The organism is Streptomyces phaeochromogenes (genome assembly GCF_001418655.1).
Taxonomy (GTDB): Bacteria; Actinomycetota; Actinomycetes; order Streptomycetales; family Streptomycetaceae; genus Streptomyces; species Streptomyces phaeochromogenes.
This window is the reverse complement of record NZ_LIQZ01000018.1, coordinates 15,503-32,655: the sequence shown is the minus strand read 5'-3', so window position 1 is coordinate 32,655 and position 17,153 is coordinate 15,503. Positions and strand designations below refer to the sequence as shown.

Annotated in this window: 12 protein-coding genes; 7 read left to right on the top strand and 5 right to left on the bottom strand. The window is 71.1% G+C overall.

Features of this window, described 5'->3' with window-relative positions; genetic code table 11:
• Positions 1–260: 260 nt before the first annotated feature.
• Complete coding sequence (locus AOK17_RS03100; protein WP_055610702.1) at positions 261–3,065, top strand: beta-L-arabinofuranosidase domain-containing protein; 2,805 nt, start codon at positions 261–263, stop codon at positions 3,063–3,065.
• A gap of 102 nt (positions 3,066–3,167) precedes the next feature.
• The gene (locus tag AOK17_RS03095) at positions 3,168–3,713 is read left to right on the top strand and encodes a GNAT family N-acetyltransferase (RefSeq protein WP_055610701.1); all 546 of its coding nucleotides are present in this window, start codon (positions 3,168–3,170) and stop codon (positions 3,711–3,713) included.
• 19 nt (positions 3,714–3,732) lie between these two features.
• On the opposite strand, the gene AOK17_RS03090 is transcribed toward AOK17_RS03095, so the two are convergent.
• Both AOK17_RS03090 and AOK17_RS03085 read right to left on the bottom strand, forming a co-directional pair.
• Positions 3,733–5,391, bottom strand: a complete 1,659-nt coding sequence (locus AOK17_RS03090; RefSeq protein ID WP_055610700.1) for an amidohydrolase — start codon at positions 5,389–5,391, stop codon at positions 3,733–3,735.
• Positions 5,392–5,440: 49 nt separating this feature from the next.
• Positions 5,441–6,955 (bottom strand): APC family permease, encoded by a 1,515-nt coding sequence (locus AOK17_RS03085; protein WP_055610699.1) that lies wholly within the window; start codon positions 6,953–6,955, stop codon positions 5,441–5,443.
• A gap of 168 nt (positions 6,956–7,123) precedes the next feature.
• Here AOK17_RS03085 and AOK17_RS03080 point away from each other — a divergent pair, with 168 nt between their 5' ends.
• Both AOK17_RS03080 and AOK17_RS03075 read left to right on the top strand, forming a co-directional pair.
• On the top strand, positions 7,124–7,828 hold the full coding sequence (locus AOK17_RS03080) for a TetR/AcrR family transcriptional regulator (RefSeq protein WP_055610698.1): 705 nt from the start codon (positions 7,124–7,126) through the stop codon (positions 7,826–7,828).
• Between the two features lie 88 nt (positions 7,829–7,916).
• Positions 7,917–8,867, top strand: coding sequence for a TauD/TfdA dioxygenase family protein (locus tag AOK17_RS03075; RefSeq protein WP_055610697.1), 951 nt, complete (start codon positions 7,917–7,919; stop codon positions 8,865–8,867).
• A 33-nt stretch (positions 8,868–8,900) separates the two neighbouring features.
• On the opposite strand, the gene AOK17_RS03070 is transcribed toward AOK17_RS03075, so the two are convergent.
• The 3 genes from AOK17_RS03070 to AOK17_RS03060 all read right to left on the bottom strand — a co-directional run bounded on the left by AOK17_RS03070 (position 8,901) and on the right by AOK17_RS03060 (position 10,943).
• On the bottom strand, positions 8,901–9,707 hold the full coding sequence (locus AOK17_RS03070) for an SDR family NAD(P)-dependent oxidoreductase (protein WP_079052762.1): 807 nt from the start codon (positions 9,705–9,707) through the stop codon (positions 8,901–8,903).
• Positions 9,708–9,777: 70 nt separating this feature from the next.
• Complete coding sequence (locus AOK17_RS03065; RefSeq protein WP_055610696.1) at positions 9,778–10,080, bottom strand: SCO4225 family membrane protein; 303 nt, start codon at positions 10,078–10,080, stop codon at positions 9,778–9,780.
• A 134-nt stretch (positions 10,081–10,214) separates the two neighbouring features.
• Positions 10,215–10,943 (bottom strand): TetR/AcrR family transcriptional regulator, encoded by a 729-nt coding sequence (locus AOK17_RS03060; RefSeq protein ID WP_055610695.1) that lies wholly within the window; start codon positions 10,941–10,943, stop codon positions 10,215–10,217.
• 126 nt (positions 10,944–11,069) lie between these two features.
• Here AOK17_RS03060 and AOK17_RS03055 point away from each other — a divergent pair, with 126 nt between their 5' ends.
• The 3 genes from AOK17_RS03055 (at position 11,070) to AOK17_RS03045 (ending at position 16,923) form a co-directional block, all read left to right on the top strand.
• Positions 11,070–11,777, top strand: coding sequence for an NAD(P)-dependent oxidoreductase (locus AOK17_RS03055; RefSeq protein WP_055610694.1), 708 nt, complete (start codon positions 11,070–11,072; stop codon positions 11,775–11,777).
• A gap of 237 nt (positions 11,778–12,014) precedes the next feature.
• The gene (locus AOK17_RS03050) at positions 12,015–15,797 is read left to right on the top strand and encodes a S8 family serine peptidase (protein WP_055610738.1); all 3,783 of its coding nucleotides are present in this window, start codon (positions 12,015–12,017) and stop codon (positions 15,795–15,797) included.
• Between the two features lie 121 nt (positions 15,798–15,918).
• Positions 15,919–16,923, top strand: a complete 1,005-nt coding sequence (locus AOK17_RS03045; RefSeq protein ID WP_055610737.1) for a helix-turn-helix transcriptional regulator — start codon at positions 15,919–15,921, stop codon at positions 16,921–16,923.
• The last annotated feature ends 230 nt before the right edge of the window (positions 16,924–17,153 follow it).

The following is a 17,153-nucleotide window of genomic DNA, read 5'->3' as shown; positions in this document are numbered from 1 at the left end:
TAGGCCCGCACCACACGGAAGTCAACGGATCGTCACCACTGGATTTCCATCAGTCGCACAGGTACCGGGGAGGCGGCGCCCACGACGGACACCCGTCGCGCCAAATTAACCGGAGCCGAACGCGCCGGAAGCGTTGACGTGCCCCCACCCCAAATCTATGTTTTGGTCGAACTTCCGCACGCCGTACGGCATTTCGAACACCGTCGACGCACGTACACCCGTCGCCCGGTCCCGACCCTCCGCGCAGAGACGAGGAACGAATGGCCCCCGCCCTCCCCAGACGGAGACTCCTCCAGGCCGCACTGTTCGCCACCGCGACCCCGGCGTTCTCGTACGCGGCGGGAGGCGGCTCGGCCGCCGCCGCGACGCTGCCCGCGCCCTCCGCCTGGACACTCCGGCCGTTCGAGCTCAAGGACGTGAAGGTCGGTCAGGGCGTCTTCGCCGCCAAGCGCCAGCTGATGCTCGACCACGGCCGCGGCTACGACGTGAACCGGCTGCTCCAGGTGTTCCGCGCCAACGCCGGGCTCTCCACCGGCGGCGCGGTCGCCCCCGGCGGCTGGGAGGGCCTGGACGGTGAGGCCAACGGCAACCTCCGCGGCCACTACACCGGCCACTTCCTGACCATGCTGTCCCAGGCGTACGCGAGCACCGGCGACCAGGCCTACGCCGACAAGATCCGCACCATGGTCGGTGCTCTGACCGACGTGCGCGCCGCCCTGCGCAAGGACCCGGCGGTGCTCAGCGCCACCGGGAAGTTCGGCACCGCGGCAGAGAACGTGCGGGGCTCCTACCAGTACGTCAGCCTGCCGTCAGCCGTGCTCAACGGCTCCGCGACGATCACCCTGTCGGCCTGGGTGAAGCCCACCCACGGCGCCAACTGGACCCGGGTCTTCGACTTCGGCAACAACAACACCCGGTACATGTACCTGGCCGCCCGCAACGCGACCGGCGTACCGCGCTTCGCCATCTCCACCAACGGGCCCGGCGGGGAACAGGGACTCAACGGCACCGCCGCGCTGCCGCTGAACCAGTGGAGCCACCTGGCCGTGACGATCGCGGGCAGCACCGGCACCCTCTACGTCAACGGCACCTCCGTCGCCCAGAACACGTCGATGACGCTCAACCCGTCGTCCCTGGGCGCCCTGACGAACAACTGGCTCGGCCGGTCGAACTTCGACGACCCGGTGTTCGCGGGCGTCTACGACGAGTTCAACGTCTGGTCGCGGGCCCTCACCGCCGCCGAGATCACGTCGTTGCAGAGCAACCGCGCCGCCGCCTCCTCGGCGGGCCGCGGCACCCTGGCCTCGTACACCTTCGACGAGACCACGGGCGGCACGTTCGCCGACGCCTCGGGCCGCGGGCTGACCGCGACGCTGCGCAGGACCTGGGGCGGGCCGAGCCACACCGGGTTCCTAGCCGCCTATCCGGAGACGCAGTTCATCGACCTGGAGTCGCGGACCAGCCCGGACTACACCAAGGTGTGGGCGCCCTACTACACCGCGCACAAGATCCTCAAGGGCCTGCTGGACGCGTACCTCGCCACGGACGACGCACGGGCGCTCGACCTCGCGTCCGGCATGTGCGACTGGATGTACTCCCGGCTGTCCAAGCTGCCCGAGGCCACTCTGCAGCGGATGTGGGGCATCTTCTCCAGCGGGGAGTTCGGCGGCATCGTCGAGACGATCGTCGACCTGTACACGATCACCGGCAAGGCCGAACACCTCGCGCTGGCCAGGCTGTTCGACCTCGACGAGCTCATCGACGCCTGCGCCGCGAACACCGACACGCTCGACGGACTGCACGCCAACCAGCACATCCCCATCTTCACCGGCCTGATCCGGCTGTACGACGCGACGGGCGAGGCCCGCTACCTCACCGCCGCGAAGAACTTCTGGGGCATGGTCGTGCCCCACCGCATGTACGGCATCGGCGGGACCAGTACGGCCGAGTTCTGGAAGGCGCGCGGGGTCATCGCGGGGACGATCAGCGACACCACCGCCGAGTCGTGCTGCGCGTACAACCTGCTCAAGCTCAGCCGGATGCTGTTCTTCCACGAGCAGGACCCGAAGTACATGGACTACTACGAGCGGGCCCTCTACAACCAGGTCCTCGGCTCCAAGCAGGACAAGGCCGACGCGGAGAAGCCGCTCGTCACCTATTTCATCGGCCTGACGCCCGGTCATGTCCGGGACTACACCCCCAAGCAGGGCACCACCTGCTGCGAGGGAACAGGTATGGAGAGCGCCACGAAGTACCAGGACTCGGTGTACTTCAAGAAGGCCGACGGGAGCGCGCTGTACGTCAACCTCTACAGCCCGACCACCCTGACCTGGGCCGAGAAGGGCGTCACGGTCACGCAGACCACGGACTATCCGAGGGAGCAGGGCTCCACCCTCACCTTCGGCGGCGGCAGCGCGGCCTTCGAGCTGCGGCTGCGGGTGCCGTCCTGGGCGACGAGCGGCTTCCGGGTGACGGTCAACGGCAGTGCGGTGAGCGGGACTCCGGTCGCCGGGAGCTACTTCGCCGTCTCACGGACCTGGCAGAGCGGTGACGTCGTGAAGGTCGCCGTCCCCTTCCGGGCCCGGGTCGAGAAGGCCCTCGACGACTCAGGACTGCAGACCCTCTTCTACGGCCCGGTCAACCTGGTCGCCCGCAACTCCGGTACGAGCTATGTGCAGTTCGGGCTCTACCGCAACGCCGCCCTCTCCGGCGACCTGCTGCCGAGCCTCTCCCCCGTGTCCGGCAAGCCGCTCCACTACACCCTGAACGGCACGGAGTTCGCCCCGTTCTCCGAGGGCACCGAGGACCCGACCCACGCCTACTTCCGGCGCTCGGAGCCCAAGGTGGTGTTCGGCACCACCGATTCCGGCGTGAACAACCCGGCCAGGTCCGACGGCACCACGCTCTTGGACGAGATCTGGGCAGGCGCCCCCTTCGGCAACAAGGCCGCGCTGGTCTCGCGTGTACAGAGCACGGTGAATTCCTGGGTGTCGGCGGGCCTTCTCGCCCAGGCCGACGGCCAGAAGGTGGTGACCACGGCGCAGAACGCCTCTTACGTGTCCTGACGCCCTGGCCGTGTACGTGTCCTGAGGCTCCGTCCGTGCATGGCCCGACGTCCAGGGCTCCGCGGAGCCGGGCGCGTATCGCGGTCGTGGGACGATCGGGCCATGCTGCTGGAGACTCCCAGGCTCGTACTGCGCCGCTTCCGTGCCGAGGACGCGGCGCCGCTGGCCGCGTACCGCTCCGATCCGCTGGTGGCCCGCTACCAGAGCTGGACCGCGCCGGTGTCGCTCGACTCGGCGGCGCGGATGGTGCGTGGCCTGGCCACGGGGTCCCCCGAGGAACCGGGATGGTTCCAGTACGCGATCGAGCTCAAGGCCGACCGCTGTCTGGTGGGGGACGTCGGAGTCTGCCTGCACGAGAACCGCATGCAGGCAGAGCTCGGCTTCACCCTGGCCGGCGACCGGCAGGGACACGGCTACGCCACGGAGGCCGTACGAGCTGTCCTCGGCGATCTCTTCGAACGCCGGGGACTGCACCGCGTCTCCGCCGAGTGCGACGCGCGCAACGACCGTTCGGCCCGGCTGCTGCGACGGGTCGGATTCGTCCAGGAAGGGCTTCTCCGGCAGGCCAGTTGGCTCAAGGACGAGTGGACGGACGACCTGCTGTTCGGCCTGCTGGCCTCGGACTGGCAGTCGTCCGACAATCCGTAGCCCGTCCTCGTCCCGTCCGTCACGCGTCGGCCGCCGCGTACACCCGGCGGCCGTCGACGAACGTCTGGAGCACCCGCGTGGCGGCGATCTCCTCCGGCGGTCCGGCGAACGGGTCCCGGTCCAGGACGACCAGGTCGGCGAGCCTGCCGACGGTGATACTTCCGGTGGTGTCGTCGAGGTGGTTGGCGTGGGCGCTGCCCGCGGTGTACGCGGCGACGGCGGCGCCGAGGTCGAGTTTCTGGTCCGGCAGGAAGGCCCCAGTGTCCTCGGGTGCGTCGGGGGCGACACGGTTGACGGCGACATGGAGGGCCGCCAGGGGGTCGGGGCTGCTGACCGGCCAGTCGCTGCCCGCGGCGAGGGTGGCTCCGGCGCGCAGGAGGTCGCCGAACGGGTACTGCCACGCGGCCCGTTCGGGGCCCAGGAACGGGATGGTGAGCTCGTCCATCTGCGGTTCGTGGGCGGCCCACAACGCCTGGAGGTTGGCGGTCGCGCCCAGTGCGCGGAAGCGAGGTACGTCCTCGGGGTGGACGACCTGGAGGTGGGCGAGGTGGTGGCGGGTGTCGCGCCACCCGTTGGCCGCGCGGGCCGCCTCCACGGCGTCAAGCGCCTCACGCACCGCGCGGTCGCCGAGCGCGTGGAAGTGGACCTGGAAGCCGAGCGCGTCGAGTTCGGTGACGTACTTCTTCAGCTCGTCCGGCTCGACGAAGCTGAGTCCGGAGTTGTCGGAGGCGCAGCCGCAGCGGGTGAGATACGGGCCCAGCAGGGCGGCGGTGTGGTTCTCGGCGATGCCGTCCTGCATGACCTTCACGCTGGTGGCCCGGAACCTGCCCCGGCTCAACTCCTCCCTGCGGGCGGCGAGTTCGGGGATCTGTTCGCCGCCCCGGCTCCGGTCCCACCACAGCGCGCCGACGACCCGGGCGGTGAGCAGACCGCGGTCGACTGCCTCGTGATAGGCGGGAGTCGGATCGGTCATGTTCGCGTACTCGCCGACGATGGCGTCCTGCCAGGCGGTGACCCCGTACGAGTGGAGGACCGACTGGGCCCTCAGCAGCGCGGCGAGTTGTTCCTCGGGGGTGGGGTCGGGCATCAGGCGGGACACCAGGTGGGCCGCGCCTTCCTGGAGCATGCCGGTGGGGTTGCCGTCGGCGTCCCGTTCGATGCGGCCGTCGGACGGGTCGGGGGTGCGGGCGTCGATGCCGGCCCGTTCCAGGGCACGGGAGTTGACCCAGGCTCCGTGGTGGTCCCGGTTGGGCAGGAACACGGGCCGGTCGGGGACGACCGTGTCGAGCAGGGCGGCGGTGGGCGTGCCGCCGGGAAAGGCCTCCATGGACCAGCCGCCCCCGGTGATCCACTCGGCGTCCGGGTGCTCGTCGGCGTACACCCTGACGCGCCGCAGGTACTCCTGCGGGTCGACGGTGTCGTTCAGGTGGCACAGGCCCAGTTCGGTGCCCGCGCCCTGGGGGTGGACGTGGGCGTCCTGGAAGCCGGGCAGCAGCAGCCGTCCGGCGAGGTCGACGACCTCGGTACCGGTGCCGATCAGCTCGTGGACCTCGTCGTGACCGACGGCGACGATCCGCCCGCCGCGCACGGCCACGGCGGTGGCCCGGCTGCGCGCGGCGTCGACGGTGTGGACGGGCCCGCCGGTGAGGACGAGGTCGGCAGCCTGGGGGTGGGACATGGGTTCAACGCTCCAGAGGGGAGGGGTCGGACGGTCCATCGGGAGGAGATCAGACGGCAGTGCGGTCCATCGGGAGGGCGAGCGCGTCGGCGTCGGTGCCGCGCCCGGTGGTGAAGTAGGGCGAGCGGCGGGCGTACTTGGCGACGGCCGCCATGCCGAGTCCGCTCAGCACGATGGTGACGGGCAGCGAGAGCATGAACCAGCCGTTGTCGGGGCTGAGTTCGATGTGGTCGGTCATGGTCAGGTACGAGTATCCGAGGTAGCCGCCGAGGCCCAGCAGGACCAGTCCGGAAGCGGCCGGCACGCCGACGGCCAGCAGTGCCTCGCGGGGCCCGTCGTGGCGGGCGGCCCGGAAGCGGACGGCGCAGGCGAGCGCGGTGAGGCCGTAGTAGAGGGCGACGACGAGACCGATGGCGTTGACGGCGGCCAGCAGCATGTCGCTCAGCTTGGGGATGGCCATGGCGAGCAGGGCGATGGCGGCGGCGATCGACATGACGAGGACGGTTCCGGCGGCGGGCGTGCCGTACTTGGGGTGGATCCGGGTCCACACCGGGCCCATCGTGCGGTCGCGGCCCATGGCGAGCAGTCCGCGGGCGGTGGGGATGACGGAGGACTGGACGGAGGCGACGGCCGAGAACATGAGGGCGAGCAGCGGGAGGCTGGCCCAGGGTTCGGCGGCGAGCTTGGCGCCGAGGTACGGGAGGGCCTGCGGGCCGTTCTCGATGAGTTCGGGCAGGCTCATCTCCCGCTGGAACGCGACCGAGGCGAAGATGAAGAGCCCGAGCATGGCGAACAGGGCGATGAACCCGCCGCGGGCCGAGTCGCCGGGGCTCCTGGTCTCCTCGGTGACGCTGAACGCCGCGTCCCAGCCCCAGAAGAAGAACACCGCGAGGACCATGCCCTGCGCGAAGGCCGTGCCGCTGGAGATCTCGAAGGGGTTGAACCACGCCCAGGAGAAGTCCTGATGGCCGGTCACCAGGGCCCACGTACAGAAGACCAGCAGGACGGCGTACTCGAAGACCAGCAGGCCGAACTGGAGCCGGGTGGCACTGCGCACCCCGGTGATCGCGAGGACGGTGACGGCGGCGAGGACCACCAGGCCGACGACCGTGCTCACTGCGGTGGACGTCGGGTCGAGGGCGATCCCGGCGAGGGAGTCCAGGCCGGCCTTGTTGGCGAAGATCAGCACGACCGAGCCGGTCACCGCGCTCGTGTAGGCGAGGAAGATGATCGAGCCGACGAGGGTGACCCAGCCGGCCAGGAAGCCGGGCCAGGGGCCGAGGGACTTGCCGACCCAGGTGTAGCCGTTGCCGCAGTTGGGTTCCGAGCGGTTGAGGCGGGCGAAGGCCGTGGCGATGCCGAGGACGGGCAGGAACGCCAGGAGCAGCAGGGCCGGGGCCTGGAGACCGACGATCGTGCCGATGGCGCCCATGCCGATGGCGATGCTGGTGGTGGCCGCCGTGCTGGAGGCGGCGATGGCGACACCGTCGACGACGCCGAGCGAGCGGCGCAGTTCGGCGGGCGGGCGGTCAGGGGCGGACTGGCCGGGAGCGAGGGAGGACATCAGGGCTCCTCACGAGGAGGGAGAGGGACGGGAGGAAGAGCCGTGTGGGGGTTGCGAAGGATGGAACAACGGCCGCACACCTTGCGTCAATCCTGTTGACATAAGGCTGGGGTGAGCCGTTCACTGAGCGTGCACAGGCCCGTCGACCGTGCGAAGGGATCCGCCCTCATGCCCACCCGCGCCCCGCAGGAACGCCGACGCCGTCGCCCGACCGCCTCGGGCGTCGTGCTGTCCAAGGAGCTCATCACCGAGACCGCGCTGCGGCTGATCGGCGAGCACGGTCCGGAGGCGCTGAGCGTGCGCCGCCTCGGCGCGGCCCTCGGGTGCGACCCGAGCGCGCTCTACCGCTACTTCCGCAACACCGACGATCTGCTGCTGGCCATCGCCGACCGGATCATCGGGGACACCATGGTCGGATTCGTCGCGGGTCCCGACTGGGTCGCCTCGCTGCGCGACATGGCGATGCGGGTACGTGCCGGATACCTCGCTCATCCGCGGGCCGCCGCCATGGCCTCGTTCCGGGTCACGCGCCGTGAGAACGAGTTCCGTGCCGTGGAGACCGGGGTCGGTCTGCTGCTGTCCGCCGGTTTCCCGCCGGCCGACGCCGTCCGCCTCTACCTGGCCTTCATCGACACGGTTCTCAGCCACGCGGCCCTGGACGCGGCGTGCCATGCGCTTCCCCGGGAGCAGCGCGAGGCCGACGAGCGGGCGTGGACGGAGGCCTACCAGTCGGTCGACCCGGAGTCCCATCCCGCGCTGAGCGAGGTGCGGGGCGAGCTGCACGCCATGGCCGAGAGCTCCTTCGAGCCGGCCGTTGACCTGCTGCTCGACGCACTGGCGGCCAAGGCCTCGGCCCTTCGCCCGCGGACGTGAACCGCTCCCCCGAGGCGCACTGTCGTACTCCGGACGGAGCGGTCATGCTTGCCCCGACCAGTCGGAACGAGCGATCGACGGAGCCCGTATGACGACGGACAGGGACACACAGGTCGAGGTGAAGCCGGTCGCGGGACACATCGGCGCGGAGATCACGGGCGTCGACCTGGCCGGGGACCTGGACGACACGGTGGTCGCCGGGATCCGCGCTGCGGTGCTGCGCTGGAAGGTGGTGTTCTTCCGGGGGCAGCGCCTGGACCACTCCTCGCACGTCGCGTTCGCCAAGCGGTTCGGCGAACCGGTCCGCCTCGGCAAACGCGGCAGCGCGTCACCCCCGGACTTCCCGGAGGTCGAGACGACGGCCGACCGGCTGGAACTCGGCGGGCGCTACGGCATGGACCACGACGAGTGGCTGCGCAGGCGCCGGCACTCACTGCTGCGCGGCTGGCACTGCGACCACGGCGCCCGCGTCGATCCGCCGGCCGCGACCATCCTGCGCGCGGAGGACGTGCCCCCGTACGGCGGCGACACGACCTGGTCCAACCTGGCGGCGGCGTACGCGGGGCTCTCCGGGCCCCTGCGCGACTTCATCGACGGGCTGCGCGCGGAGCACCGGCTGGGGGTCGGTTATCAGCCACGGCCCGGCGACGACGCGTACGTACGGCATCTGCTGGACCGGCAGATCGCCACCGAGCATCCGCTGGTGCGGGTGCACCCGGAGACGGGCGAGCGCGTGCTGTTCGTCAACGGCTACTACGTCGAGCAGATCCTGGGTCTTTCCCGCATGGAGAGCGCGCCGCTGCTGGAGATGCTCCTGGGACAGGCGACCCGGCCCCAGTACACCGTGCGGTTCCGCTGGGAGCCGGGGAGTGTGGCCTTCTGGGACAACAGGGCCACCATCCACCTGGCCCCCAGCGACACTGCCCATCTCGATCATCCCCGGGTCATGCACCGGGTGATGCTCGCGGGCGACGTCCCGGTCGGCGTCGACGGCAAACCGTCGGCACCGATCGTGGGGAGCGAACCGCAGCGCTGGTGAGAACGACGGGGCGGGCCGGGCAATCCGCGGAGCTCAGCCGGCCTTGGCCTGGGCCGAGATGCCGCCGTCCACCGGCATCGCCACACCGGTGACGAACGACGAGCGCCGGCTGCACAGCCAGGCCGCCGCCTCGGCGATCTCCCGGGGCGAGGCCATGCGCTTCTGGATCTGCGGGGCGATGAAAGCCTGCTCCAGGTCCGGGTACTGCCGCACGGCCTCCTCGATCATCTCGCTGCGCGTCGTACCGACGACGAGCGCGTTGACGCGGATGCCCTGGTCCCCGTACTCGGCCGCCGCCGCGCGGGTGATCCCCAGGATGGCGTGCTTGGACGCGACGTACGGGACGGAGGCCCCGGTCGCGTAACGGCCCGCCGTGCTGCTGGTGTTGACGATGGAACCCCCCTTGCCCGACGCGAGCATCACGGGCAATTGGTGCTTCATGCAGTTCCACACGCCCCGGACGTTGACGTCCATCGTGCGGTCGTACACCTCGTCGTCGGTCTCGTGCATGAGGGTGCCGACGGTGGCGTAACCCGCGTTGTTGAAGGCGGAGTCGAGACCGTCGAAGTGTTCCACGGCCGCCTCGACCGCGCGGCGGACGTCTGCTGCGACGGCGACGTCGCCCGGAACCGCGAGCGCCCGCCCGCCGACGGCGGTGATCTCCTCCACGATCTTGTTCAACCGCTCCGCGCGGCGGGCCGTCAGGACGACCGCCGCGCCCTCCTCCGCGAACAGACGTGCCGCTGCCGCGCCGATGCCGCTGGACGCACCCGTGATCATGACCACCTGGCCTGCGAGCAGGCCCTGGCGGCTCCCCTGTGTGATCTCTTGTCCGGTCATCGGGCGAGCATACGCATCACGACGTCGGCCGCAGCAGGGGCGAATCGGCCCCTCCGGTCAGCCCCTCCGGTCAGCCCTTCCGGCTGCTGAGCCGCCGCCAGACGAGGTCGATGAGCCACGCGTTGGCCACGGCGGACGCGCCGAGTACGGCGTACAGCCAGCCCACCGATACGTCCGGTATCGCCAGGATCAGCAGACTGGTCGGGGCCGTGAAGAGGATCGGGATCACGGCGGCGAAGGAGGCGTCGCCCGAGGGCTGCGACGACACGACGGCCAGCCAGACGATCAGCGCGGCGGACACCGCGAGATACAGACGGGCGGGCCAGGTACCGAAAGGAGCGCCCAACGTCTGGCCCCCGGTGACTGAACTCATCGTGCTTGCTCCCTCGTACGAGAGGTTCCGGCCGCTCCGGCTCCCCGCTGCGGTCCAGTCTCTTCGGCCGGGTCCGGTGAGGCATGAGTTCACATACTCAGGTCGGCGGGGTGGGTACTCACCCGCGCGCGGCCTCAGCTGCGCAGCGGGATGTCCAACGACCGTACGAGCTGGGTCACTTCCTCCCGGAAGAGCTTGTCCGGGCTGGTCGTCTGGGTGCGCAGATGGCCGTAGACCTCCAGTGACACCAGGCCGTGCAGGCGCCCCCAGATTCGCAGGGCGAGCGCGACGGCGGCGGGCGGCAGACCGGGGAAGTCCGCGCGGACCTTGTCGACGAGCCCGGCGTCGAAGTCGGACCACGCGAACTCGCTGCTTTCATGGAGGTGTTCGGCGTACGGCCAGGCGGCTGCCGCGAGCGCGGTGAGCCCGGCGCAGACCCGGTGGGCGGCCTCCGGGGCGGCGCCTCCGTGGGGGGTGTCGTAGCCGGGAACGGGGTCGCCGTAGACGAGCCGGAAGCCCTCGGGGTTGGCCAGGGCCCAGTTCCGGAAGGCGCCGGCCCAGCCCTGGATCCGGGTGGCCGGGCTGTCGGCGGAGGCGCTCTCCCACGCGGTGTCCACGGCGTCGGCCAGCTCGGTGTACACGTCGCCGATGAGCACGGTGACCAGGTCGTCGCGGGTGGCGAAGTAGCCGTAGATGGCGTTGGCCGTCATGCCCATCTCGCGGGCGATGGCCCGCAGGGTGATGGCTTCGGGCCCGCCCGAGGCCATCAACTCCAGTGCCACGTCCTTGATTTCGGCCGTCGTCTCGGCCCGGAGCCGCTCGCGCCGCCCCGTGCTTCCCGCCCTGCTCGCCGTACCTGCCACCCGGGCACTCTACAGCGTCACCGGAATTGATGGCCGTATAGAAACTTCACGCCGTATAGTCACCGCACGGGCGCAACCGATCCGGTTGACCGCGCCCTCGTGCCGCATGCGAGTAGGGGGAGAACCATGCACATCGGAGTCGTCGGAGCCACGGGGACCATCGGCAGCCGGGTCGTTGCCGAGGCCCTGGAACGGGGGCATCACGTCAGGGCGTTCAGCCGCGACGCGTCGCGGCCACGGGCCGACGAGAAGAGGGAGAACATCACCTGGGCGAGCGTCGACGTCCTGGACGCGGCGAGTATCACGGCCGTGCTGCCCGGCCTCGACGTGCTCATCAGCGCCTACCAGCCCGGCAACGCCGCCAAGGACTTCGAGGACACCGTCCGGCGCTCGATCGACGACCCCACGACCCACTCCACCGTGGCGCGCGCCCTGACGAAGGCGCTGGAGAGCCACCCGCGGACCCGGCTGATCGTGATCGGCGGCGCGGGCAGCCTGGAGGTCGAGCCCGGACTGGCGCTCGCCGACTCGGACGAGCGCATGCACGAGATCCTCGACTGGCTGGGACTGCCCCGCGCCTACGCGGCGGCGGCGCGCGGCGCCCGTGACGGCTTCGATGTCCTGCGCACCTCGAACCGGCTGTGGACCTACTTCAGCCCCGCCATGGAGATCGCCCCCGGCGAGCGCACCGGCCGCTTCCGCATCGGCGGTGACCAGGCGGTCCGCGACGCGGAGGGGCGCAGCCGCATCTCGGCGGAGGACGCGGCGGTCGCCCTGATCGACGAGGCGGAGCTTCCGCGGTTCGTGCAGCGGCGCTTCACGATCGGCTACTGAAGAGACGTGTTGCTCCAGGCCCCGGCCCGCGTCATCGGGTGAGACCGCCGGCGAATTGGGCCAGTTCGCTTGAGACGGGGGCCAGTTCCTCGGCGATGGGACACCGGGACGCGTTGGTGTCGCTGTTGCGACATGTCCCACCTGTGCCACCGGAATCGAGTGACATGGCATTCCGTACCACCGGATTCTGTCCAGCGCATGAACTTCTCCGCGCGTACGACGGAAGGCACGGGACTGATGAGACGGATCCGCCTGGTGGCGGCGATATCGACAGGACTCGCCCTGGCTGCGGGTGCCGTGGCGCCGGTGGCCGCCGGCACCGGCACGGGGCCCACGGCGGCAGCGGCGGCCGACGCTCCCGCGCCGAAGAGCCTCGGCACCGTGCGCCTGATCACGGGTGACCGGGTGACCGTGGGCACCGACGCCGAAGGGCGGCGGACCGCCTCGGTCACACCCGGTGCCGGGCGGCGGCACATCCTCTTCAGGACCTACGAACAGGACAGGCGTCTGACGGTCCTGCCGTCCGACGCCGGGGACCTGGTCTCGGCGGGGCGCCTGGACCGGAAGCTGTTCGACGTGAGCGCGCTGCTCGCCCAGCGGTACGACGAGGCGCACAGCGACGCGCTTCCGCTGATCGTGGCGGGAGCCGACGGCGCGGCGGCGTCCGCCGTGCGGCGGCTGACCGGTCTCGCCGAGGACGGTTCGCCGGTCCGCCGGCTGGACAGCATCGGCGCCAGGTCGGTGCGGGTCGCCGAGGAGGATCTCGGCAGGTTCTGGAAGCAACTGGCCCCGGGCGACGGCCCGGTGAGCGCCGCACGGGCCGCCGACACCCCTCGGGTGTGGCTCGACGGCCGGGTGGACGCCACGCTGGACCGCAGTGTCCCGCAGATCGGCGCGCCCGCCGTGTGGAAGGCCGGCTATCGGGGCGAGTCCGTCAAGGTCGCCGTCCTGGACACCGGCGCGGACCAGTCCCATCCGGATCTGGCCGGACGGATCGCCGAGGCCAAGGACTTCTCGGGCAGCTCCGGTACGGGGGACGCCTTCGGGCACGGCACGCATGTCGCGTCCATCGTCGGAGGCAGCGGAGCCGCGTCCGGTGGCGGGCGCAAGGGGGTGGCGCCCGGCGCCGACCTGCTCGTCGGCAAGGTTCTCGGGGACGACGGCTACGGCACCGAGTCCCAGGTGATCGCCGGCATGGAGTGGGCGGCGGACGCGGGTGCCAAGGTCGTCAACATGAGTCTGGGCTCGGACAGTCCGAGCGACGGCACGGACCCGATGAGCCTCGCCCTGAACGAACTCACCGAGCGCACAGGCGCGTTGTTCGTCGTCGCTGCGGGCAACAACGGCGAGCAGGGCACGGGCACCATCGGCTCCCCCGGTGCCGCGGACGCCGCCCTCACCGTCGGCGCGGTCGACCGGAACGGCGGCCTCGCCCCGTTCTCCAGCCGCGGTCCACGCGCGGGTGACGACGCGGTCAAGCCCGATCTGACGGCGCCCGGCGTCGGCATCGTCGCGGCCCGCGCGGCCGGCACGACGATGGGCGACCCGGTCGACGCACACCATGTGGCGGCCTCCGGTACGTCGATGGCCGCCCCGCACGTGGCGGGCGCCGCCGCGCTGCTCGCCCAGCGGCATCCCGGCTGGAGCGCGGCCCGGTTGAAGGACGCGCTCGTCAGCACGGCCCGCACGGCCGACGGTCAGGAGGTCACCGAGCAGGGCGGCGGCCTCGTCGATGTGGAAGCCGCCGCCCTGGGGCCGGTCACCGCCACGGGCACCGTCGCACTGGGCCCGTTCGAGACCGGCGGCGGCAACACCCGTACGACGCAGCTGCGTTACACGAACACCTCCGACGCCGACGTCACGCTCGCACTCACCACCCGCCTGGCCACGGCGGGAGGCCGCGAGCCGGCGGAGGGGGCGGTACGGCTCGGCTCCGCCTCCGTCCGCGTACCGGCCGGCGCCACGGCCGAGGTTCCGCTGACGGTCGATCCGGCCCGTGCCCAGCAGGGCGACTACTACGGGTACGTGACCGCGGCCTCCGCGGACGGGAAGGTCACCGTGCACACCACGGTGAGCCTCGTCGTGCAGGGGCCGGTGCACCGCCTCACCGTCAAGACCGTCGACCACAAGGGCAATCAGGTCGAGGCTCTGCCGACGATCTGGGGAGCCGACGGCTTCGTCGGCTACACCGGCACCGACCCGGCCGTCGCCGAAGTCGAGGAGGGCACCTACCAGTTGGACTACTCGTCCCTGGACCCGGCCCCCGACGGGCAGGAGCTGCGGCATGTGGTCGTGCCGGAGGTGAAGGTCACCAAGGACATGTCCGTCACGCTGGACGCGCGCAGGACCACCCTGGTCGACATCCGCACGCCCCGGCCGGCCGAGCAGCGCGGCATCCTCAGCTACCAGACGTACCGGAAGATCGACGGGCACAGCCTGCTCCAGGGGACGATGTACTTCGACGTCGGCAGGCGTCTGTACGTGAGTCCGACCTCCGCCGTCACCGACGGCACCTTCGAGTTCGCGTCGCGCTGGCAGTTCGTCGCGCCGCTCCTCGACATGGCGGTGTCGGGCGGCAAGGACCCGCTGGACGCCTACTACATGCCCTCCTCGCCCCTCTTCGACGACAAGGGAACGCGCCTGACCGCGGTCGACGCGGGTGACGCCACCGCGCCCGACTTCAGTCGGGCCCGCGGAAAGCTCGCGGTCATCACCAACGAACAGGGCCTCAACGAAAGGGACTTGGCGGAGCAGGCGGCAGCCGCCGGTGTACGGGGCATCGTGCTGGTCCACTTCAGCGACATCGCGTGGACCCGCTGGCATCCTGAGGGCGACCGCTGGGGCGTGCCCACCGTCCGGATCGGCGCGAGCGCGGGAGCCGCTCTGTTGAAGCGGATCGGCAAGGGGCACACCACGGTGAAGTTCACCGGCACCGCGCGCAGCCCGTATCTGTACGACGTCATGCAGGTGTCCTCGCAGCGGATTCCGGACAAGGTCGTGCACACGGTCTCCGAGCGCAACAGCGCGGTCGTACGGGCCAGGTACGCCGACAACGGCGGCGCCCCGTGGGCCAGTGAGCAGCGCTTCGCCCGGCGGCCGTACCAGGACACCGCCTGGCTGCAGTACACCCGTTACGTGCCGACCGGCTTCGAGCGGACCGAGTACGTGAGCTCCGGGGACACCGCCTGGCAGCATTTCGTGCACCACGAGACGACGTTCGACGTGGACAAGCCGCTGCTCGTCGGCATGGCGGACGCGCCGCGCACGTACCGGGCGGGCGAGCGGACGAGCGACACCTGGCAGGGGGCCGTCGTCCGGCCGTCGATCCCGCGCGGCACCGCGACTCCGTCCGTGCGCAGGGGTGACGTACTGAGCCTGCGGATCCCGGAGTTCACCGACTCGCAGGCAGGTCACCGGTCGCGGCTGCTCGTGGGCGGCGGCGGGATCGGCACCTCGGGCGGAGCGAAGGCGGCGCAGGGCGACTCGGCCTCCGCCGTGCTGTACCGCAACGGCCGGAAGACGGCGGAGGCCGACAGCGCCTGGACGGACTTCGAGGTCCCGTCCGGGGCGGCCGACTACCGGTTGGATCTCACCACCTCGCGCGTGTCCCAGGAGTGGGTGTACGGGACCGGCACCGAGACGTCCTGGTCGTTCCGCTCGGGCAGCGCCGGCACGGCGACGGCCCTGCCGCTGCTCCAACTCGACTACGACGTACCGGTCGACGCGTCCAACGCCGTACGCTCCGGCCGCACGCACACCGTCGGACTGTCGGTCCGCGCCCAGGACACGCTGGCCGCACCGCGCGGGGTGAGCGTCCAGGTCGAGGCCTCGTACGACGACGGCGGGAGTTGGAGCCGGGCCGAGGTGAAGGACCGCGGGCACAACGTGTTCGAGGCCGCCGTCAAGAAGCCGTCGCGGGTACGCGGTGACGCGTACGTGACACTGAGAGTGACGGCGCGCGACGCCGCGGGCAACTCCGTGCGGCAGACCGTGCAACGGGCCTACCTGCACCGCGGATAGGTACTGCGTGCACAACCGGGGGGTGAGCGGGCGCAGGACGGCCCGCTCACCCTCACCGCCTGTGACACCCGTGCAGTACGGTGTTCGAACATTGGAGCCGGTCGGTCTCGGGGAGGGCACGGTGACGCTGGAGGCGGCAGGGGTGTCGGACGCCGAGGAGTCCGTCTACCGGCATCTGGTGACGGCGGGTCAGGCCTCGGCCGGTGATGTCGCCGCGCGCACCGGGCTGAGCCGGGCCGAGGCCGAGCGGGTGCTCGACGCGCTGGCCGTCAAGGGCATGGCGAGCCACACCGATGTGCTGCCCCGGCACTTCCGGGCCACTCCCCCGGACGTGGCGCTGATGCCCCGGCTGAAGCGGAACGCCGACGCGCTCGACCTCGCCCGGGCCGAGGCCACCAGCCTGCTGCAGGTGTACCGCGACACGATGCGCCGCCGGGACGCCAGCGAGCTGATCGAGGTCATCACGGGCGCCGAGGCGCTGCGCCAGCATCTGCGCCAGATCCAGGCCAGCGCGCAGGACGAGATGCTCTGGTTCTGCAAGGCCCAGTACGTGGCGATGCCGTCGGGCAGCAACAGCTCGGAGTTCGAGGCGCTGGCGCGCGGCGTGCGCTACCGAGTGCTGTACGAGAAGGCCTTCTTCGACGACGAGGGAGCCGTTGACAACGTTGTTGCGGGCGTCCGCGCAGGTGAGGTCGCCCGTGCGGTTCCACATCTGCCGCTGCGCCTCGCGGTCGCGGACCGTGCCATCGCGGTCTGCCCGCTCGTGCCGGGCGGCCCTCACGGCAGCCCGGACGAACCCACCGCCGCACTCGTACGGGACAGCAATCTCCTCGCCGCCCTCATCGCCCTGTTCGAGCGCTACTGGGAGGACGCCGTCCCGCTGGACGTCGACGACTCGGGCGCGGTCGCCGGGACTGACGGAGTCGGCGGACCCGACCCGCTGTCCGCGATCGACCGGCGGCTGCTGGCCCTCCTGGTGGCGGGCGTCGCCGACAAGGCGGTGGCGACCCAACTGGGCCTGAGCCGCCGCACGGTGCAGCGTCACATCCAGCGCATGATGGAGCTGGCCGGCGCGGCCACCCGTATGCAGCTGGCCTGGCAGGCCGCGCGCCGGGGCTGGCTGTGACAGGCCACTTGGGCGGTAGGGCGGGAAGTGGCCAAAGTGGCTGACGGAAGCCGTGTTGCCGCCAGGTAAAGGCCCATGTGATCCGCCACGTGCGGCGACGGACACAACAGACGCCCACTGACCGTATTTCGGACAACGATCTCCGCAGTGGTGACAGTCGCCCCGCACGCTGAAACGATCCAGTGACCGCACGGTCGCCACTCGCACCTCTCCCGCCGGAGGCGTCCCGC